The following is an 18,307-nucleotide window of genomic DNA, read 5'->3' on the forward strand; positions in this document are numbered from 1 at the left end:
GGATCAGTCCACAGAGTTCATGATGATGTCGGGGATGCTGTGCCCATCGCGGCTCTTTGGGGCACGGGCGGGCGCCCCCGAGATCATGGTGGAGAACAAAGCAGTCGCCGGCAGGGAGTTGGTGAACACACGCAGCATGGCCTTGTATTCCTGCTGCGAGCGCTCGCGCCCGTCGTAATTGGGGAACGCCAGCGCCTGCCCGGCGGTCTGGAGGTCGTCCCACAGGCTCACCGTGGGGATGCCGCTGATGAGCTTGGAGGGCTGGCCGGAGGTCCGGTAGTTGAAGATCGGGTCCGCGACCGGTCCCAGGGCCGTGTCCACAATGGTTGGAATGAGGGAGGAAGCTGCGGTTCGCTGGAACACCGCCGCGCCGAAGGCGCCGGGCTTCATCCGATCCCGCAGGAATTTCTCGGGGTCTGCCTCGGTGGCGGCCTGGAGGCGCACCTGCCCGGCGTAGACCAACCCCGCCGCGAATGTTGAGGCGACGAGGTGGCCGATGGACTCCCCGTCCCGCATGTTGAGGTTGTGCAGGGTGTTGTTGTGCCACGCCGTCAGGGTGAACTGGCGGAGCTGCATGACGGAGCGGAACAGCGGGCTGCGGGACCAGGGCGTCTGGAGACCGATGTCGTTCTCCTGGATCGCCTTGCGAGCGAGCCGGAACACCGCGCCCTCGAAGGCCCGGCGGGCTTCCCCATCGGTCCAATTGTCGAGGTTCATGCGGTTGATGCGTTCGCCGAACGTGCCGCCGACCACCTCGCGGTGGGTGCCCACTTCCCGCAGGACCCGCCCCAACATGGCGTCGTCGAGACCGAGGAACTTCATGCGGTTCAAGGTGGCGGAGGATAGGGTCGCATTGCCGGCGACGCGGCTCGCGAGATCGGAGAACTTCTGCGCGATCAGCTTGCCGGCCCACACCTGCTGCACGGCGGTGAGATATTGAAGGCCCGACGCCTGCATCACGAACTCGGAGGCGCGGCGGGAGGCATCGAGCGCCATGTCGAGGCGGGAGCCCTTCGGGTCCAGCTCCGCCCGGCCGAGCAGCATCTCCTCGCGCACATGCTGGGTCAGGCCCCGCAGATCGTCGGCACCGAAGCCGAAGACCGCCTGGAGTTCCTTGCCCAACTCGCTGCCGCGCGTGAGGACGCCGCCATCCACGATCCGGCGGAAGTCCGGCATGTGCTGAAGCATGGCGCGGATGCCCGCGATTGCAGGCAGGCCACCGATGTCGCCGAGCTGGGCGATGCCGAAGTTGCCGCCAAGTCGGAAGAGGTTGACGTTGCGCAGCAACTCCAGGGATTTGTCCCAGGTGGAGCCGGCGGCGTCGTGGGGCACGCCCCGGATGCGGTCGAACGCCTCGCGGAGGATCGCGATGTCACGATCGGTCTGCGCCTTGGTCTGGGTGCCGACGCCACGGGCGCGGACCACGTCGAGGAGCTGCTCAAACTCATTGACCGAGCGGATGCCGTCCACGATGGCGCTGCCGGCGGCGTCGGTGATGCGGACCCGGCCGAGCGCAGCCCAGGCTTGGGCGGAGCTGGTGTAATTCTCGTGGAGCGCGAAGGCGTTCGTCTCCAGGATGTCGGAGAACTTGGTGCCATCCGGCAGCTCGAACTTCTCGTCGAGATCGAAGCGGGCCTTGGCGAATGGAACGCCGGGGCGCTCGGCGGTGATGATGGAAACGGCCCGGTCCGCGTCCGCCTCGGGCAGGCCGATGTCCTCCATGAGGTGGGCCTTGAGCAGGTTGGGCTCGGCGCCGTTGCGCAGCATCATGCCGCGCTCCTGGAGCCCAAAGCCGCGAGCCCGGTGGTTCTTGTACATGCCCTGGGCGATGCGGCCGACGAGGTCGTCGGAGAGGTGGGGGTTACGGGAGCGGATGGCGCCCTCGAACAGTTGCACCACCTTCATGTCGCCAACCCGCGAGGCGAGCTGATCCAGCTTGTGCAAGCTGTAGACGCGGGGGCTGTAGAACATGTCGGAGGAAACCTGCTCCAGACCGGGCAGCGGGCGGCCACCTCCCCCTTCCCGCCAACGCGGGTCCTGGTTGTCCTTGAGCTGCTGGCGGTAGCTCTCGCGCATCGTGTCGCCGACGCGGATCGCCTGGGGCGAATAGCGGCCGGAGGCGTCCGGCAGGTCGTCGCGGATGTAGGACCCGACCTCCTCACCGAAATCCTTCCACGCCTTCGAGAAGCTGGAGCGCTTCCACCACGGCACGCCTTGCGCGTCGGCCCATTCCTTGAAGCTCGGGGCGGCGACGGTGCTGACGCGGGTCCGGTAGCCGGCGACGAGCCGGGCCTTGTCCTGATCGGCGGCGATGGGGTTCGTGGCGTGGAGGCCATCGGCATCGCGGACGCCCACGGAGTCGGTGAGCAACGCACCGCCGATGGCGCGGGCCGCCGGGTTCTCGGACCTGCCGACCCGGCCAGCCATGTCGATGCGTCCGGTCTCTATGGCGGTGGAGGGAACGTCGGCGTCCGCCAACTTCGCGAGATCGTGGGTGGAGAACTGGAGGGTGTTGCCGGTGTTGATGGCGGCACCCAGGTCGCCCGAAGCGAGCCCAGTCTGGAACTCGCGGGTGCGCCGGATGCCGGCAGCGGCAATGTCGGCGGTCGCCGGATTGCGGGCGATTGGTCCCAAGGCGAAGCCAAACAGCGCACCGAAGCTCGCCGCGCCGAGATAGTCCGAGGCAGTCGAGGTCTTGCCGCTGGCGTCGAGGAGCGCCTCGGTCGCCACGTTGCCGGCCGCGTTGGCGGCGGCGGCGATCAGACGTTGCCCGACCCGGCCGAGCTTCATGGCCCCGCCGAGTGCCGAGCCGGCGCCGCCCGATGCGATGCCGAGCGCTAGGGTGGGTGGGTCCAGCATAGTGGTGAGGACGTTGATGCCGGTGCCGGTCCATCCGCCGTCCGCCAGGGTCTGCTCGTTGGTGGCCTGCTGGCGGGCAAGGTTGGTCAGATAGTTGGAGTGCTCGGCCGACACGCCGATCAGGCTGTCGTGAAACTTCTCCGGGAGCCCCTGCTTTCGAACGGCGACCTCCTCCGCCGTGGGCACGTAGGCGGGATCGGGGATGAACTCCTGCGTCTGCTGGAAGATGCGGGCCGTGATCGTCTCGGACGCGGCGGCCTGGACCATCTGCCAGACGCCGGGGTCGTCGGTCGGGTGCTGGAGCTTGTTCTGCTCGACAGCGGCCTCCTGGGTGCCGGCGGGGGCGAAGGACGGCGACGTATCGGCGAATGGCTGGACCGGCGCGTTGTAGTCGTTCCCGCCACCGGACAGGGAGCCGGTGCCGAAAGTTCCGCCTTGGGCTTTCCCCAGCGCCTGGGCATAGGGGATGCCCTGGACCTTCTGCGCCCACACAGCGGCGAACTGTGCCGAGGTGACCGTGTCCACGCCGCCGGGGAAGAGCTGGCGCATGTCGGTGGGGATGTTGCCCCAGATCGCATCCCGCGCCCATTTCTCTCCTCGCCGCTTCCCCTCCCCGGTCGCGTACATGGACTGCCATGCCGGCCGGTTGGGATTGGCGAGATGCTGCTCCAGACCGCCGTCACCCTGCTGATGGCCGAGATAGAACTCAGTGGGCGTCGGGGCGCGGCCGAAGCGCTTCTGGAAGGCCGCTGCCTTGTCCTTCATGGAGAGGATGGCGGCCTCGGTATTGGCTTCGATGTCAAAAGCGCTGCGGCCCCGACCATACTTCCCCATCTCCTCGTCAGACATCTGGAAGAGCCCCTTGTAGGAGCCGGTCACGGCCGAGGGATTGCCGGAGCTTTCGATGTCGGCGAGCACCTTGAGGACGTCGGGGTCCACGCCGTGCTTGGCGGCGAAGGTCTCGATCACCTTGGCGGCGCCAGGATTGCTCTGGTTGATGCGGGTGGCGCGGCCGGTGGCGAGCTTACCCGTGGCCGGTGGAGACTCGGCAGGCGCAGGAGGGGTCTGGGGTGCGGGCTGCATCGGCGCCGGGAGGGCGCTTGCGGCATCCGAGGTGTCAGGTAGGGAAAGGTCGGGTGGAGTGCTCGGAGCCGCCACGGACGCCCCATGCACGTCGGGGAGGTCCAGCTCAGGCGGAGACAAGGCAGGACCGGCGCTGACGGTCTGGTCCTGGTTGGGGTCGAGAAGAGTCAGGTCGGTCTCTGCCATTGTTCCTGTTGCTATTGCGGGACGAACTCGGGGATGCGCGGGTCGAACCCGGTGTCGATCTGGATTTCGCGGACGGTCTTCTTGGACTTGCCGTCCTCGGCGATCTTCTGGTTGCCTTCGGTTTCCATCCGCTGCTGGGTTGAGCGCAGCATCCGGTCGGTGAAGGTGACGAATGGGGTGGGTCCACGAACCGCGACAGGCAGGCCATCGGCGGCACGAACCACACGGTAGTGACCACCCTCAAAGCTGACGGACAGGTCCTCTGAGCTGGTGATACCCTGGCTCTTGAGGTCGGGGGCATGCTGGGCGAACACGTCGTCGAGCTGGCGCTGGACAACGCCCTCCCGTCCTTTCACGAGGAACGGACTGCGGTTGAATTGGAACTGCCCGTTGATGACCGGAACATTCTCCTTGATGTCGGTCGACACGGCTTCGATGGCCTTGTCCACGGACATGCCCTGGGTGCGGGAGAGAAGCCCGACGCGCCGGATGATTTCCGAGCGCATCTGCCCGAGGTTCCCGGTGGTCGTGCCGCCAAAGGTCCCGACCCAAGTGCTAAACCCACCGGTCTTGGTGAAGTTGTCGACCTTGCTCTGGACCTCCTGATATCGCGCCATGACGCCGGGGTCCTGCTGGTTCTCCGGCTCCAGCACCTTGGCGGCGCCGGCGAGGGCGAAGTCGTCCCCCTGCCCCATCTTCCGCAGCAGGTGGTAGTTTTCGTAGAAGCCGCGCTCCTCCTTGGTGAGCATGGCGTCCACATAGGCAGGGCTGCGGGTCCGCAGGGCTTCGTAGAGGTTCGCCGACTGCTTGAGGCGGGCCGCCTTATCGGGATCGGTGAGCGAGGTGGCGTCGGCCGCGGCCTTCACCGAGGAGCGCAGATAGCCCTGCCATTCGGGATTGATGACGCCATTGGGGATGAACTGGTTGGCCTGGGACACGAAGACCTGGCTGTTCACCACATTGGCCGGCTGGCCGTTGAGCTGGCGGGCCACATTGGCGCGAGTGAGCTGGGACTGCTGCACGACGGCGGCGTCCTTGATCTCCTGGGCCGGGATGACCTTGGCCTGCTTGGTGTAGGGATTGACGAAGGGGACGTCCTGGATCGCGTCGAACGAACCGTCCCCCCGCTCGAAAGCGGCGCGGGCCTGCTCCGCCATCTGGCTGCGCACCTGCACCTCGGCATCCTTGGCGAGAACCTTGGTGGCCTCGGAACGGAGCACGGTGGCGTCCTGGGCAAAGCGCGGGTTCTGCGCCAACGGGCCGAGGTCCTGGCCGGTGGCGGCGTCCTTGCGGGGCGCGTCGAGGATGGCGATGACATTGCGGGCGTTCTGCGGGGTCGCGGCGTTATCCGCCAGGGACAGCTTGAGGGTGCCCACGAGCTTGTCGTCCAGCTCCGCCCAGGTGGCATGGGTGACGCCTTGCAATTCCCCGTAGGCGGTGCGGACGCGCTCGGAGACTTTCTCGGGCGGGAGGCCGGCGAGGTCGGCGCCCTGGAGTACATTGCGGAAGCCGGTGGTGATGGCGGTGTCCCGCATCTGCCCGTTGCGGGCGGCGATCTGCTGTTGCTGTTGCTGGAGCAGGAACTGCTTGACCCCCTCCACCCCTCCCGCGAAGGTCGTGGTGGCATGGGGCGACCCCTGGGGGATGCGGTCGAGATACCCCTTAACCTGCCCGGTGACGATCTCGTCGATATTGAGGGGGTTGCCGTTGGCATCCAGCAGAGACTGGGAGCCGCCGGGGCCGAACTGCGCCGTCATGTTGGCCTTGAACTCGTTGCCGATGTTCGTGCCCATGGCGCTGTCCACGACCGCCTTGGCGACCGGGTGGCTGGCATAGGGCACCTGCCCCGTGGTGACGGCGTCGTAGAGCTGCTTGTCGGTGGACGCGGCGACGAAGCGGGTGGCCGCCTCCTTCGCCTGATCCTCCAGGGCCTTCTTGTCAGTCGCGGCGTTGGCGCGGGCAAAGCCGGAGAGCGCCGAGGAGAAACCGGACAGGGACTGGGAAAGCCGCTCCAGGTCGTTGTTGATGACCGGGCGCTCGGGCTGGACGAAGGTGTCGCCGCCGAAATTGGGAACGCGCAGGTCCTGCGGGGCGCCGAGGTCGCCGACTTCCACTCGGGTGCGTTGCGTTGCCATCAGACCCCCTTAAAGGCGCCGACAGCGCCGGATGCACCGCCGATGAGGAACGGCAGGAAGGAGGGCTTGGCGGCCCGCTGGACGGAGTTGATGCGGGACTGGGTGTTGGCCTTCACCTCCTGCGTCTGGGCCGTGATGCTGTCGGTGGTCATCTGATACTGGCTGTCGATGGCCTCGGACTTGCGGCCCTGCTGGGCGCCGAGATCGCCGAGGAGCGCATCCACGGAGAGGCCGGTGACGCCAGCTTCGCCTGCCGAGGTGCGGGCGGTGCTGCGGGCTCGCAGGCCCTCCAGGTCGTTCTGAAAGAGCTGCTGGCTGGAGGCGGCCCGCTCCTGGGTGCGCTTATGGGTGAGGGCGTTGTACTGGTCGCCGGCGGCTCGGTTGGCCTCGGCGGCATTGTCCATGTAGAGCTGGTTCTGCTGGTTGGCCTGCTTCACGGCTCCGGCGTAACCGGCGACCGCTCCGCCAATGCTCAACGCCGCCGACACCAGTGGTAGGGCTGCGACTAGGCACATATGCGTCTTTCGAATTCGATGAAGGGAAGGCTTGCCGCTCCCCATCTTTCGACGCGGCGGAGCATGGTGAACCCCATCCACTCCAGCCACCGGATATGGCGGGTGTTGCGGGCATCCACCATGTTGGTGAGAAGCGGGTAGCGCTGGTGCTGGTCTTCGACCCAGAGCTTGGCATGGGCCAGGAAGTCACGCTGGTGCTTGGCGATCAGATCGCTGCCCAGCATCCACACAATCCCAATTCCTGGGAAGTTGACCACGTGGTCCACGCCGCAGAGGCCGGCCAGCTCGTGGGTGTCGGTGAACATGGCCCAGGCATCACCGCCGACGCAGGCCGGCAGGATCAGCTCGGGCGGGGCGCCGGTGAGCGCCAGGACCTCCGCCCGGTCCGCTTTGCGCAGAAGGGGGCAGAGGTCACGGGCATGCTGGACCGTCGCGGGGACGGTGTAGCCCATCAGATTTGAAGGGCCGTGGCGTTGTAGGTGCCGCGCCAACGGGCCGAGACGAAGCTGGAGGGGAGCCAGCTATCGTTCACCAGCTCGATCACGACGCGGTCGGAGCGGCTCATGATGGGCGTCGAGATGCGGGCGCTCTCCAGTTCGACGCGGTTGAAGACGTGCTTGGTGTCGCCGAACACCCGCCCGAAGTATGGGTAGGACTTGGTGCTGCGCCCGTCCACGGTCACCTCCACGCGGAAGTAGCCGGTCTGGTCGTGGGTCAGGCTCAGATGCAGGAGCTGGAGGCGCCCACCGATCATGGTGACCATGCCGCCGTTCGCGGATTGCTGCCGGTGGTACATGGTGGAGAAGCGGTAGCGGCTCTCGTAGAGCACCCCGCAGAAGACCTTGACGTTGACGCTGTTGCCTTTGACCGTGAGCGCGTAGCCGTTGCGGGCGATCACCTCAAGCTGCTCGGCTCGCTGGCCTGAGACAGCCACAGCTTCCAGGGTGTCGGTCACCGGGTATGGAAGCTGATAGGTGGTGCGGTCGTTGAAGGCATCATAGGCGCCGCCGGAGAGCACGATGCGCCGATCAAGGTGCACCATGAATTCGGGGGGCTCGTCGAAGGCTGCGGGTTGCATCCGCATGCGCTCCAGATAGATGCCGTCCACGCGCTGGGTGACCACGTAGAGGTCGGAGTTGAGGAACGCCATGCTCACCACCCGCGCCGCCGAGGGCGTGGACCATCGGGACCAGGAGGACTGGAGCTTCTGGTCGCCCGACCAGTAATAGCGGTAGATGTAGATGGCGCCGGGGTCCCCGTCCGTGGTGACAGCCAGGGTCTCCTCATCGGAGCTGCCGACGATCTGCCGGACCCCGCTCGGGATGTAATTGGGGACGTGGGAGGTGACGTTGTCGGCCTCGGCGGTCTCCGTGTTCTTGTCCACGAGATAGTCGTAGACCACGGCCCAGTCCTTGTTCACCACGGCGTCCGACACGAAGAACACGCTCTTGCCGCAGACCGCCGGGGCGACGCGGGTGGAGCAGGAATATTCGGTCAGGGGCCGCAGGGACACGCTCTTGGGCGTCAGGAGGTCGTTGCCGGCCAGCCGGAACTGCGTGTCGGCCGACAGCAGCACCAGATAGTCCTGGGTCGGCACGGCGTGGCGCAGGATCGAGACCTTCACATGGCTCGCGGCCACGTCGATGGGGTCATCGTCCAGCAGCGCGGTGGCGGTGGTGCGGAAGAAGTTGAAGAATGACCCGGAGCGGGACATCACCACGTTCTCGTCACTGAGGAACCCCAGGCGATTGCGGTGGAAGAAGATGTCCTCCAGGGTCCGGCCGACGAAGGACGGGTCGGGATTGATGTCGACCCCGTCGCCGCACTCGCGCTCGTCCCAGCTCGCCGGCTTGAACGTGAAGTGCCCGTCCGCCTCGCGCACCAGGATATGGGGCATAGTGCTGGGGTCGAGCCCGAGACAGGTGCCGGGCGCAACGCTCTCCTTCCAGATCACCTGGGAGTTGGCATCGTCCCCGCCGTCCTTGGTGGCCTTGACCCAGTAATTGTCGGAGGTCGAGGTGTCGGTGCCGGAGATCTGGACCACGAAGTCCTTCGGCGCGAACGCCGGGAGGTCGGTGAATTTCTGCACCGAGCCCTTGGACACCTTCATGGCGTTGCCGTTGTAGCCATCGTCAACGCTGAGGGAGAAGTCCTGCCCGTCCCAGCGGTTGACGTAGATCGTACTCTGGTAGCGCTGGAGGGTCCAGCCGTTCTGCGGCGTGATGCCCTGGTGGTTCATGATGCGGACGACGAGGCCGTGGTTGTCCACGATCTGGTAATTGTCCTCGGAGAACCCCCAGATCACCTGGTTCTCGTTACCGCTCGGCCCCACATAGAAGGAGCCGCCGGGCAAAGGCAGGCCGCTGATGAGGATGTTGGCGATCCAGTCGGTGCCCGCCGCAACCGCAGAGGTCGCAAGGCCGGCGCCGGGGGTCTTGTAGGAGCCCACCAGATTGCCGTTGATGGTGACATTGTAGGTGCGGCTGTAATTGCCCTGCACCACATAGATCAGCGCCTCGTGCGGCCGGGTCGGGGAGAAGCTGGCAGAACGCTGGACCACCTTCTTGCGGTTCACAATGAAGGTGTAGTCGGCCACGGTGAGGGCCTTGAAGTCGGCCGCCTCGTCGGTGGCGTCGGCGAGATAGCCCCAGCCGTTGGGGGCATCCACGAAGCGCTCGTTGCCGGCGAAGTCGAACACCCGGATGCCGGAACGGCTGATGGTGGTGACGTAACGCTCGTCGGCGTCACGGTCGATCATGTGCATGGAGAGGTTGGTGGAGAACACCGGGAGCTTGGCGACCACCTCCATGGGCGGACGCTTCTTCAAGCCGCCGACGATGGTGGAATAGAAGTTCTCCTGGCTCTCACATTGGGTCGGCAGGCGCAGGGCCACGGCCTGCTGGGAAACACCGGAATAGAGATTGGCGATATCGCCGGAGACGTGGCTCACGTGCGGGAACGAAGCCGCAGGATGCGCTGTGGGGTCGGCGCGTCGAGAACGTTCAGGTCCTCGTTCTCGGCCTCATCGGAGAGGAACTCGGACCATGCCTGCTTGACATCCTTCTCGGAGAAGGAATGCGCCGTGGCATCGCCGAGGAACTGGTCCTGAAAGCGCAGGCCCGCCGAGGCCATGATGTAGCTGCGGGCGGTCTCGGGCAGCTCCTCGAACGGGAGGCCGATGACCAAGTCCAGCACCACGGGCTTGCCGATGGCATAGGTGTGGGCGACCGGGTCGTAGAGACGCAGGCCGCGCTGCACGAGGTCGAACTGGACGTCGGAAGGATCGACCTTGAGGGTGTTGGCGGGGAGGATGATCTCGCCGTTGACGCTGGGCGTCAGCCGGTACGCGATCTCGGTGTTGAAGGACCAGCCTGATTTCTGGAGCTGCCGGCTAAATCGGCGGAGGTTGGTCAGGGCGGCGGCAGCGTCAACGGGGAGAACACCCAGAAGGGTGTCCACCGGGCTCTCTCCGATTGCGGCAAGGAGCGCGTTGACCGCCTCGATTTCTGTCGAAGGGGTGAGGATGTCGGTGGACATGGACCTGACGCAAAAAGGCGGGAGCCCCGAAGGACCCCCGCCGATTGCTGTGGTTGATGTTGCTGTGGATCAGCCGGCGACGGCGCCGGTGGCGATCTCGATGGCGCACTCGGGGCGGAGAATGCCGTGGCCCACGAGATACTTGGCGACGAAGAACGTGCCCTGACGGCGGATTTCGTACTCGGACTCCACGCCCACATCCATGAGCTGGACGGTGCCGGCGGCCATCTTGTTGAAGATGAGGCCAACCGTGGTGCGGAAGTCGCCCTGGTACTTGGTCGGGCCGGTCGTGATCTGGGTGGACGGGACGTGGTTGGACTTCACGATGGGGAAGCCCGCCACGGTGTCCACCTTGCCCTGGGCCACACCGCCGGTGCCGCCGAGTTCCTTGTTCACGAGGCGGTCGCGCTGGGCCAACAGGTAATACTGGGCCGGACGGAACACCGCCTGGGTGTCGTTGAGGCCGACGTTCTTCTCGTCGAGCGTCTGGGCAGCGGTGAACAGGGCCGCTTCGAGCTTGGCCGCGTCCGTCGCCATGGCGGCGTCGGTGATGCGGGAGCCGCCGGAACGGCCGGTCAGGTTGCTGGCGGAGCGGGCCGCGAGGGCGATCACGCGGGCAACGTGGGTGTCGTACTGATACGCCAGTTCCTGGCCCAGCTCGGAGCTGTACGGGCCGCGAACGTCATAGTGGTTCATCGCCTCGTCCACGTTCGCGATGAACACGTTGGACTGGAGGAGATCGTCGACCGTCAGGATGGTCTCACCGTGGGTGATGACCGAACCGTCGATCCAGTTACCGGGCGTATGGTAGGCGGAGTTCGCCCGGCCGATCATCGGGAACGAGGCGGACTTGCCGCTGGCGATCTGCCGGACGAAATGCAGAGCCTTGAAGATGTTGGTGCGCTCGAATTCCGTGAGCACTTCGCCCGCGAAAATCTTGAGGAAGAGCGCCTGAACGTCGCCGGCGCCGTTGATCTGGCCAAGGCGGGAGACGGTGGTGTCGGGATAAGCCATGTGTGGGAAAGCCTGAATGCTTGAGGATGGAAGTCCTCGGCATCGGCACGTGGTCGGTAGTTCTCGGCGCTCCCCACCTCGGCGGGGAGAGCGAGAGCCGCTGTTATGCGGAGCCGTGGTCGCCCCCTAGAGAGGGGCACGACGTCACGAGCATTCAGGTATGGCTGATGAAAATCATTGGTGGCCGCCACCTAACGTGCGCGGTCAGGCCTGTGAATTAACCCTGTGGATAACGGGCTAAAAGCAACCGTAAAAAGGCGCATTCCAACCGAAAGATTTGACAGACAGTGAAAATGTGGTACAGAATGGGTACCTTCATAAAATATGTGCATAAAGATGCATTCCGCCCTATATCGCGGGGGCGAATGGCGTCATTATGGCTTGCTTGAGTCGGCTCGGGGTGCAGCTACGAACTGCCCCCGAGCCAGGCCATAAAATTGCTTCGCTGGCCACTGTGCCGCGAGGGTTAGCTCTCGGATTAGCAACGCGGAGCATACCCTCAAGCGCCTTGGACGCAAGTAGCGAAGTTCATATGGAGTCACATATGGACGCAGTTACCATCGCACCGGGTATCAATCGCCGCCTTTTCAAGCGGTCCCCCAAAATGACCGCGACCATGTGCCGGATCGCCGTTGCCTTGCGTGGCCAAGGCTACCCCCAGCACGAAGTCGGTGCGTATCTGGGCGTCAGCCAGAGCACCATCAGCAAGACGTTGAAGAAGTTGCGCTTGCAAGCGCACGGGTTTCCTACCCTTCCCGGTTTTGACTTCTCACGATAACATGGGAGGTCCCGGCAAATGCCGGGGCCACCTTTAATCGCACACGTCCAGCTTCTGGTAATGCTTCTCCAGCCCTACCACCCACTCCGCCGACTTGGGATCGGAGCGGCCGGAAGCTGCGAGCGCGTCAACGACGGCGGGCGGGGGCGCCGCCAGCACCGGGCATTTAACCGCCCGAACGGGAGCGGTCACGCAGCCGCTCAATAGCACCATCGAAATCAAGAGGGGCGCGATCAGTCGCATCCCAGCGTTGCTCCACTTGTTTGACGGCCTCCTCCTGCGAAGCCCGCTCGGACGCCACCCCACCCTTGCGGCCCTTCAGGAACGCCCAGGCGAGGGCGCTCCCGATGAGGCCGAAGATGGCGAGGTACTTCTTGAACGGGGCCAGCAGGGTTACGACCCATGCGAGAATGGCGGCCATCAGGCGGTCTTCGCCCGGCTGCGCCACACATAGATGCCGGCCCCAACCAGGAGCACGGCGGCGATAATTGCCAGTACCCAGGGCGAACCCATGGAACTGGCGAGGCCGCTGACCGAAGCCACGGCGTTACGGGCCGAGTCCGCCATGCCAGTGGCAACGTCGGTGCCCTCCTTCACGGCGATCAACGTGGCAGCAGTGCCCCCGCCCAGAACGATGCCGCGCTTGGTGCCAGGGTTCGGCGGCGCGTCGACCCGCTCGGGCACGTTCTCGACTTCATGGTCCTGCGGCAGAGCCTTGGGTCGGGCATCCCACAGCGCCTGCTCGCCGTCGCGGCGGCGGATGAGGCCATTCATGACCTCGCCCTCGGAGCGGATATAGAGGTCGAACTTGGCGCGGGTGCCGGCATAGTCCCCCTTGTTCAGGGGCGCGATGAGCTTCTTGAGATTGGCCTCGCCGCAATTGAAGGTGAACGACACGAGGGCGTCGAACTGGCCCTGCGTGATCTTCACCTTCACCAGCCGGTTGACCGCTTCCTCGCACTCGTCGAGATCGACGTCGAGGATCTTGGAAGCCTCGGCCTCGGTCAGGCGGATGCCGGGGACAACCTTGAGCGGGTACTTGGCGCTGTCGGTGTGGCCGTAACCCACGGTGGCGGTACCGCCCTTGAGAAGCGGCCCGCCTTTCCATTCGGGGTACTTGCCCTTCACCGCCGGGCGGTGGTCGTCATAGGGGTAGGCGACGAAGCTCTCGTAGCCTTTGATGAAGTTGAGCCCTTCGAGGGAAAGGCTCAGATCGTTGATGGGCATCAGAACTTGGACTGGAGGACGCGCTGCTCGACCAGCTTCCGGTAGGCCGGATCGGTCTTGTATCGGGGGTCGCTCATGGCGGTGGTCATCTCGGCGCGGGAGGCATAGCCGGCATCGCTGGCGACCGCCGGGGCACCGCCGGTGATGAGCTGGGGCCGCTTGCCGTTCTCCGCCTCGAAGCGGGAGCGCAGGCCACGGATGGCGAACAGGGCGGCATTGACGTCGCCGCTCGATACCGTGGCATCGAACAGGTCCGCCTCGGCCTTGGTCAGGGACTTGGAAGCCCAGGTGACCATGTCCTTGTAGCCGTCAGCGCCGCCGCCGGCCTTGATAAGCTCGGCTTCCTGGTTGGAACGGCGGACCTTCTGACCTTCGATGAAGTCGTCCACCACCTGCCGGGCTTGATCGCCGAGCTGGGCCTTGAGGGCTTCGGCGATCTTGTCGCGGCCCTCGGCGGAGACGTCGCCGGTGGTGTCGAACTCGGTCTGCCACGGCGCCACGTTGAGGCCGGCGGCGGCAACCGCATCCTTGGCGGCTTCCTGCGCGGCGTCGGGCGCCGGAGGATCTACCGCCGGCGGCGTGACAGGGGCTGCATCGGCGGCGGGCGGGGTTACGGGCGCGTCGGTGGCGGGCTTCTTGAGAGCCGCCAGCTCCTGCTGGACGCGGGTCAGCTCGGCCTTGGTGTCGGCCAGGGCTTTCTCGGTGCCGGCCAGGGCCTGGGTTTCGGCGGGGGCCGGGGCTTCCGCGCCGGTCGGGGGCGTGGTGAAGACGACGGTATCGACCATCAGAAGCTCTCGATCACGAGGCCGTTGGGCAGCTCAGTCGTGGCGCCGGGGACCACATTGGGCGGCAGGTCCGGCGGGGCGATCTCGGGAACAGCCGCACCAGCGGGGGCGGTCGTGGGCTTACGGGGCTTTTGGGCCTTCGCCGCGAGGTCGGCGGCGGTCGGCGTGGAGGTTTCGTCGGTCATTGAGGAGCCTGTATTTGAGGGACGGGAGCGCCGGTCTTCATCTGCGTCTGGGCCACACCACCAAGCTGGGAGATGGCCTGCGGCCCGAGCTGCTGGATGAGCTGTTGGAGCTGGGCCTGCTGCTGGTTCTGGGCGACTTGCTCTTCCGGCAGCAGAAGGCCGCCGGTGTCGATGCCGTAGGAAGCGGCGGAGCGCTTGAGGAACTCGGAGGCGTTCAGATACTGCATGGCCAGCTCCGGCCCGAGCACCGAGATGATGTCGGAGACGAAGAGCTTGAGGTTCTGCTGGTCATAGCCGCGACCGATGGCCTGGAGGCCGGTGACGATCTGGGGCTGCACGAGGTCCTTCGGCAGCTCCTGGACCTTGCGATTGTTCTCCATGCGCTTCTCGAAGAGGCGCACGGCGGGGAGCTGGAACTCGGCACCGAGCAGCGTGTAGACGCCGCCGAGGGCGTCATCCAGCTCCGAGGCCATGTAGCGGATTTCCTCCGCAGTGACCCGTTCGCCCGAGCGCTGGACGGCGGTGTTCAGCATGAAGGCGAACGCCAGGGCCTGGGTGATGTCCTGGGCCTGCTGGCGTGCAACCGAAAGATCGACGTGGCGGGCGGTCTGCACCACCCCGACATCGTTCGGGTCTCCCGAGATCACGTCGCCGGTGCGGGCCTTGGCGAACACCCGCATCTGCGTGGTGCCGTTGGGCGAGACCATGAAGATGACGCGGGCGGTGGCGGCCGAGCCTTCGACGATGGCCTCGACCAGCCCTTCCAGGCTGTCCAGGTCACCGAGGTATTCCTCGACATAGGGGCGACCGTAGTCCTCGCTCGGCTGCACCGAGAGGCGCAGCGGGAGCCAGGGCAGTTCGTCGAGCTTGTAGCTGCCGTCGCTGCCGGGCACCTGGATGCCGCAGATTTCCTGGTGGACCTTCCACATGGACTTGTCGCGGACGATCCAGGTGTAGAGGTCGAGGTCTTTCTGCTCGGAGGCGGTGCCTTGCGGGGAGGTCGGGACCTTGTCGGCGATGGCCACCCGAACCTCGTCGGAGAGGGCCGTCTTGGCGACGGTCTCCTTGATGACGATCTCCAGCAAATTGCCGGAGGCGTCGCGCTTGACGACGAAATGGTCGAGCCGGAAGGCCCGGCAACGCCCTTCCTCGGGGATATGGAGGAGCACGTTGCCGGCGGTGAGGAGTTGCTGGAGGCAGGTGAACGCGACCGGCCGGAAGATGGCGCTTTCCATCTCGGCAAGCACTGCCTTCTCCCGCGCCGACAGCGCCGTCTCCACCGTGCCGCGCATGCCATCCTGCTGGGTCAGCTTCTGGAGGGCTTGGTCGTCGATCTGGTAGCGGAAGAACGGGGTGTTCGGCGGGAACAGGGAGAGCAGGAGCTTTGAGGACAAGGTGCGGACGCCACGGGCACCGAGGGACTGGTAGGGTGTCTCCAGGGTCTGGGAGGCGGAGAAGCCTGCCGGCGGCATCAGGTAGGGAACGGTGAGAACGGCACAGTCACGAGCCCGTCGAAGGAACGGGTCTCGCGGCGAGGTCAGGGCCTCGTAACGCTGTGCCGCTGTGGCATTGTTCTCGTCCACCTAGTTCTGAATGGTCAGGCCGGAGCCCTGGGACGGGGCGTTGAGGTCGATACGCAGAGCGCTGCGCCCACGCCGGGCGCCCGAGACCGCAGCATTGGCGTTCTTGGCTTCGGTTGTGGCCTCGTTGAGGGCGGGGGACGTGGGGGTGTCAGCGGGAGGAGGCGCCGGGGGAGCCGCCGCCGCCTGTCGAGGGGGCGTTTTGCTACCGCCCAGGCACATCTGATTTTTCCTGTTCTTCGTAGAGCTGACGGAGGTGATCGACGACGGCCCGCGCCCCACAAGCCTCCCGAAATTCCAGCTCGGTCCACGCCGCATTGATGCGGTTGGGGAAGACATGGTCGAGGTACTTCAAGAGATCGGAGGAAACACTGGGGAGAGTGAGACCGGGGGCGTCACCGAATATGCTCTGGTGCAACCTAAGCCCCTCGTCGGGCTGGCCCCGGTTGAGGCGGGCCATCAGGCAGCGCCCTTGAAGCGGTCGTCCTCGCCCAGGCCGCGCTCCTGGTACTCGATCAGAAAGCCGGAGCAGGCGCGGAGATGCGCGAGGTGGCTTTCGCTGGTCTCCGGGTCGATGTCCTCACCGTCCAGCCATGCCAGAAGGTGGCGCAGGGCAGCGTCGCCCAGGCGGGACCAGAGCATCCCCTTACGCCAGTTGTGGCGGGCATATTTCTTGGCACCGAAGTCGAGGACACGGGCCTCGGCCAGGAGAGCGGAGCGCGGGATCAGGCCAACGGGCGGCTTGCCGGTGTCGGCCTTGACGCCACCGCCGGCATGGTCGGCTACAGGTTCGTGGTTCGGGGCGCCCATCAGATGACCCCCATCTTCGCGAGGCGCTCTACGGTGGACGCAGCATCCGTGTGCAGGACGAAGTCGCCGCCGGCCGCCCACCACGCATTTCGGTTCACCGCCCGGTCATCGACGAGAACATCGCCAGCCCGGCAATACTTCGGCTTGTCCTCCGTCTCGCAGGTGATGACACGCACGTCGGGGCCGAGGTGGCGGGCCACCCAGTCGCGCTTCTGGCGATCCACGGAGGCCGCATTCGTCTTCGGCAGAGCGGTCAGGATGACCGGATCGAGATGCTTCACCGCATCCCACAGCTCATAGGCATCGGGCATGGTATCGAAGCTGGAGAACAGGTCGGGCACCTCGTCGAGGCGCCGCCAGAACTCCTTGTTTCCGTGAATGAACTCGAATTTATAGGTGTTGTTGGTTCCGAGTATCGCCCCGGCCGCCTTGTCGAAATCGGCCAGCACGCCGTCCAGGTCGAGGAACAGCATCTGGGTCATCGTGGCTCCCAAAGGATGGGCTCCTTTCGTTTGAGGTCATAGTCGGAGAACCGCAGGATGCGGGCGAGGCGGGCCTGGATCAGGGCGTCCTCTTCGGTGAGCTTGGCTTTCTCATAGGCGGCGACGATGGCCGGCCAGCCGGCGGCGGCAATGGCCCCTGCCCGCTTCTCGCCGATGCCGGGACAGCCGGGGTAGTTGTCGGTGGTGTCGCCGGTGAGCGTCTGGGTGAGGTGGAGGAGATCGCCCTCCTCCTCCGTCACCGTGGTCCAGGTGCCGCGCTTGATGTCGAGGATGTCGCCGGGGATCTGGGAAAGATCCTTGTCGCCCGTGACGATCACCCGCCGCCGCTTGGCGTTGCCGGGGTGCGTGGCGAGGATGCCGAGCACGTCGTCGGCCTCCAGGCGGGGGCGGACGCGGGTATCGAAGCGCTCGCTGGCCCAGGCCACAAGGGGCTTGAGGACCATGGGCTTGCGCTTTCGGCCGCCCTTGTAGGTGGGCCAGAGGTCATGGCGGAAGACGCCGCCATCCGGGGTGAAGGTCATCACCACCTCCGGGTCCTTGTCCCCGATCTCCTTCAAGGCCCCGTCGAGGAGCGTATCGAATGCGCCCTTGGCCTCGTCCAGATCGGCCGTGAGGGTCCACACCTCGTCGTCCCATTCGGTGGCCCGCTCGACAGCGGCGGCGGCGGTGTAAGCGAAGATGTCCCCGTCAACGAGGACGAGGGTTTTCACCAAGAAAAACCCCGGTAATCCTCCAGTTCCCGGCGCTCTTGGAGGATATGCTCGTCGCCCTCGTCGGTCTCGAAGGTGACCGGGCAGGAGATGCCATACTTCTCCGCGAGGAGGTCCATCCATTCAATGGTGTCTTCGATGCTCATGCGTGCTCCTTGTGTTGCAAGCGTTCGAGGATGTTCTTGGCGTCCTGCGGGTGGACCTGGAACCACTCGGTGGTGCCCACCCGGTGCCCCCGCATGTCGGCGTGGAGCGCCCGCTCAAAGGCGCGGCGGTCGGCGACCTGGACTGCCGCCACCAGGGCGAAGTCTCGGAAGGGGCTGGAGGTCTGATAGACGCTGACGCGGGCCTTGAGGTCCGAGGCGGACCCAACCTTCACGTGCCCAGGCCAAGCCGGGTT

General features: G+C 65.8%; 20 protein-coding genes. 1 reads left to right on the forward strand and 19 read right to left on the reverse strand.

The annotated features are described in order from the left end of the window. Positions 1-3: 3 nt before the first annotated feature. From V5F68_RS10530 to V5F68_RS10560, 7 genes are all read right to left on the reverse strand, one after another. The gene (locus V5F68_RS10530; protein WP_394012493.1) at positions 4-4,128 is read right to left on the reverse strand and encodes a transglycosylase SLT domain-containing protein; all 4,125 of its coding nucleotides are present in this window, start codon (positions 4,126-4,128) and stop codon (positions 4-6) included. A gap of 11 nt (positions 4,129-4,139) precedes the next feature. Continuing rightward, positions 4,140-6,263, reverse strand: coding sequence for a hypothetical protein (locus V5F68_RS10535; protein WP_394012494.1), 2,124 nt, complete (start codon positions 6,261-6,263; stop codon positions 4,140-4,142). Next, positions 6,263-6,778: a virion core protein, T7 gp14 family gene (locus tag V5F68_RS10540; RefSeq protein ID WP_394012495.1), complete on the reverse strand. Its 516-nt coding sequence runs from the start codon at positions 6,776-6,778 to the stop codon at positions 6,263-6,265. Before V5F68_RS10540 ends, V5F68_RS10535 begins: the two co-directional genes overlap by 1 nt. Continuing rightward, positions 6,769-7,230 (reverse strand): hypothetical protein, encoded by a 462-nt coding sequence (locus tag V5F68_RS10545; protein WP_394012496.1) that lies wholly within the window; start codon positions 7,228-7,230, stop codon positions 6,769-6,771. The genes V5F68_RS10540 and V5F68_RS10545 overlap by 10 nt, the downstream gene beginning before the upstream one ends. After that, positions 7,230-9,728: a phage nozzle protein gene (locus V5F68_RS10550; protein WP_394012497.1), complete on the reverse strand. Its 2,499-nt coding sequence runs from the start codon at positions 9,726-9,728 to the stop codon at positions 7,230-7,232. The genes V5F68_RS10545 and V5F68_RS10550 overlap by 1 nt, the downstream gene beginning before the upstream one ends. Beyond that, positions 9,725-10,315 (reverse strand): phage tail tubular protein A, encoded by a 591-nt coding sequence (locus tag V5F68_RS10555; protein ID WP_394012498.1) that lies wholly within the window; start codon positions 10,313-10,315, stop codon positions 9,725-9,727. Before V5F68_RS10555 ends, V5F68_RS10550 begins: the two co-directional genes overlap by 4 nt. 69 nt (positions 10,316-10,384) lie before the next feature. Further along, complete coding sequence (locus tag V5F68_RS10560; protein WP_394012499.1) at positions 10,385-11,329, reverse strand: major capsid protein; 945 nt, start codon at positions 11,327-11,329, stop codon at positions 10,385-10,387. A gap of 544 nt (positions 11,330-11,873) precedes the next feature. Between V5F68_RS10560 and V5F68_RS10565 the strand changes: the two genes are divergently transcribed. Next, entirely contained in the window at positions 11,874-12,107 is a 234-nt protein-coding gene (locus V5F68_RS10565; protein WP_394012500.1) for a hypothetical protein, read from the forward strand. 33 nt (positions 12,108-12,140) lie between these two features. Here the strand turns inward: V5F68_RS10565 and V5F68_RS10570 are convergent, their stop codons facing one another. The 12 genes from V5F68_RS10570 to V5F68_RS10625 all read right to left on the reverse strand — a co-directional run bounded on the left by V5F68_RS10570 (position 12,141) and on the right by V5F68_RS10625 (position 18,286). Further along, positions 12,141-12,299: a hypothetical protein gene (locus tag V5F68_RS10570; protein WP_394012501.1), complete on the reverse strand. Its 159-nt coding sequence runs from the start codon at positions 12,297-12,299 to the stop codon at positions 12,141-12,143. Beyond that, the gene (locus V5F68_RS10575; protein ID WP_394012502.1) at positions 12,274-12,528 is read right to left on the reverse strand and encodes a hypothetical protein; all 255 of its coding nucleotides are present in this window, start codon (positions 12,526-12,528) and stop codon (positions 12,274-12,276) included. Before V5F68_RS10575 ends, V5F68_RS10570 begins: the two co-directional genes overlap by 26 nt. Next, positions 12,528-13,334 (reverse strand): lysozyme, encoded by an 807-nt coding sequence (locus tag V5F68_RS10580; RefSeq protein ID WP_394012503.1) that lies wholly within the window; start codon positions 13,332-13,334, stop codon positions 12,528-12,530. Before V5F68_RS10580 ends, V5F68_RS10575 begins: the two co-directional genes overlap by 1 nt. Continuing rightward, positions 13,334-14,119 (reverse strand): capsid assembly protein, encoded by a 786-nt coding sequence (locus V5F68_RS10585; RefSeq protein WP_394012504.1) that lies wholly within the window; start codon positions 14,117-14,119, stop codon positions 13,334-13,336. The genes V5F68_RS10580 and V5F68_RS10585 overlap by 1 nt, the downstream gene beginning before the upstream one ends. Next, positions 14,119-14,304, reverse strand: coding sequence for a hypothetical protein (locus V5F68_RS10590; protein ID WP_394012505.1), 186 nt, complete (start codon positions 14,302-14,304; stop codon positions 14,119-14,121). The genes V5F68_RS10585 and V5F68_RS10590 overlap by 1 nt, the downstream gene beginning before the upstream one ends. Continuing rightward, positions 14,301-15,887: a portal protein gene (locus V5F68_RS10595; protein WP_394012506.1), complete on the reverse strand. Its 1,587-nt coding sequence runs from the start codon at positions 15,885-15,887 to the stop codon at positions 14,301-14,303. The genes V5F68_RS10590 and V5F68_RS10595 overlap by 4 nt, the downstream gene beginning before the upstream one ends. Positions 15,888-16,089: 202 nt before the next feature. Beyond that, positions 16,090-16,344: a hypothetical protein gene (locus V5F68_RS10600; protein ID WP_394012507.1), complete on the reverse strand. Its 255-nt coding sequence runs from the start codon at positions 16,342-16,344 to the stop codon at positions 16,090-16,092. After that, positions 16,344-16,694: a dATP/dGTP diphosphohydrolase domain-containing protein gene (locus V5F68_RS10605; protein WP_394012508.1), complete on the reverse strand. Its 351-nt coding sequence runs from the start codon at positions 16,692-16,694 to the stop codon at positions 16,344-16,346. Before V5F68_RS10605 ends, V5F68_RS10600 begins: the two co-directional genes overlap by 1 nt. Next, positions 16,694-17,176, reverse strand: coding sequence for a 5' nucleotidase, NT5C type (locus V5F68_RS10610; protein ID WP_394012509.1), 483 nt, complete (start codon positions 17,174-17,176; stop codon positions 16,694-16,696). Before V5F68_RS10610 ends, V5F68_RS10605 begins: the two co-directional genes overlap by 1 nt. Continuing rightward, positions 17,173-17,907 carry a hypothetical protein gene (locus tag V5F68_RS10615; protein WP_394012510.1) on the reverse strand — a complete coding sequence of 245 codons (735 nt, stop codon included), beginning with the start codon at positions 17,905-17,907 and terminating at the stop codon, positions 17,173-17,175. Before V5F68_RS10615 ends, V5F68_RS10610 begins: the two co-directional genes overlap by 4 nt. Beyond that, the gene (locus V5F68_RS10620; RefSeq protein ID WP_394012511.1) at positions 17,904-18,053 is read right to left on the reverse strand and encodes a hypothetical protein; all 150 of its coding nucleotides are present in this window, start codon (positions 18,051-18,053) and stop codon (positions 17,904-17,906) included. The genes V5F68_RS10615 and V5F68_RS10620 overlap by 4 nt, the downstream gene beginning before the upstream one ends. Then, a complete protein-coding gene (locus V5F68_RS10625) occupies positions 18,050-18,286 on the reverse strand; it encodes a GIY-YIG nuclease family protein (protein WP_509274692.1) in 237 nt (78 codons plus the stop codon). The genes V5F68_RS10620 and V5F68_RS10625 overlap by 4 nt, the downstream gene beginning before the upstream one ends. Between the last annotated feature and the right edge of the window lie 21 nt (positions 18,287-18,307).

Source organism: Roseixanthobacter pseudopolyaromaticivorans (genome assembly GCF_043195145.2).
GTDB lineage: Bacteria > Pseudomonadota > Alphaproteobacteria > Rhizobiales > Xanthobacteraceae > NCEH01.

What these genes read in the sequence shown, in the direction of transcription:
- V5F68_RS10575 (WP_394012502.1), bottom strand. Translation starts at nt 12,528, where the DNA reads ATGGCCGCCATTCTCGCATGGGTCGTAACCCTGCTGGCCCCGTTCAAG.
- V5F68_RS10535 (WP_394012494.1), bottom strand. Translation starts at nt 6,263, where the DNA reads ATGGCAACGCAACGCACCCGAGTGGAAGTCGGCGACCTCGGCGCCCCG.
- V5F68_RS10555 (WP_394012498.1), bottom strand. Translation starts at nt 10,315, where the DNA reads ATGTCCACCGACATCCTCACCCCTTCGACAGAAATCGAGGCGGTCAAC.
- V5F68_RS10600 (WP_394012507.1), bottom strand. Translation starts at nt 16,344, where the DNA reads ATGGCCCGCCTCAACCGGGGCCAGCCCGACGAGGGGCTTAGGTTGCAC.
- V5F68_RS10545 (WP_394012496.1), bottom strand. Translation starts at nt 7,230, where the DNA reads ATGGGCTACACCGTCCCCGCGACGGTCCAGCATGCCCGTGACCTCTGC.
- V5F68_RS10560 (WP_394012499.1), bottom strand. Translation starts at nt 11,329, where the DNA reads ATGGCTTATCCCGACACCACCGTCTCCCGCCTTGGCCAGATCAACGGC.
- V5F68_RS10565 (WP_394012500.1), top strand. Translation starts at nt 11,874, where the DNA reads ATGGACGCAGTTACCATCGCACCGGGTATCAATCGCCGCCTTTTCAAG.
- V5F68_RS10610 (WP_394012509.1), bottom strand. Translation starts at nt 17,176, where the DNA reads ATGACCCAGATGCTGTTCCTCGACCTGGACGGCGTGCTGGCCGATTTC.
- V5F68_RS10585 (WP_394012504.1), bottom strand. Translation starts at nt 14,119, where the DNA reads ATGGTCGATACCGTCGTCTTCACCACGCCCCCGACCGGCGCGGAAGCC.
- V5F68_RS10530 (WP_394012493.1), bottom strand. Translation starts at nt 4,128, where the DNA reads ATGGCAGAGACCGACCTGACTCTTCTCGACCCCAACCAGGACCAGACC.
- V5F68_RS10540 (WP_394012495.1), bottom strand. Translation starts at nt 6,778, where the DNA reads ATGTGCCTAGTCGCAGCCCTACCACTGGTGTCGGCGGCGTTGAGCATT.
- V5F68_RS10605 (WP_394012508.1), bottom strand. Translation starts at nt 16,694, where the DNA reads ATGGGCGCCCCGAACCACGAACCTGTAGCCGACCATGCCGGCGGTGGC.
- V5F68_RS10590 (WP_394012505.1), bottom strand. Translation starts at nt 14,304, where the DNA reads ATGACCGACGAAACCTCCACGCCGACCGCCGCCGACCTCGCGGCGAAG.
- V5F68_RS10580 (WP_394012503.1), bottom strand. Translation starts at nt 13,334, where the DNA reads ATGCCCATCAACGATCTGAGCCTTTCCCTCGAAGGGCTCAACTTCATC.
- V5F68_RS10620 (WP_394012511.1), bottom strand. Translation starts at nt 18,053, where the DNA reads ATGAGCATCGAAGACACCATTGAATGGATGGACCTCCTCGCGGAGAAG.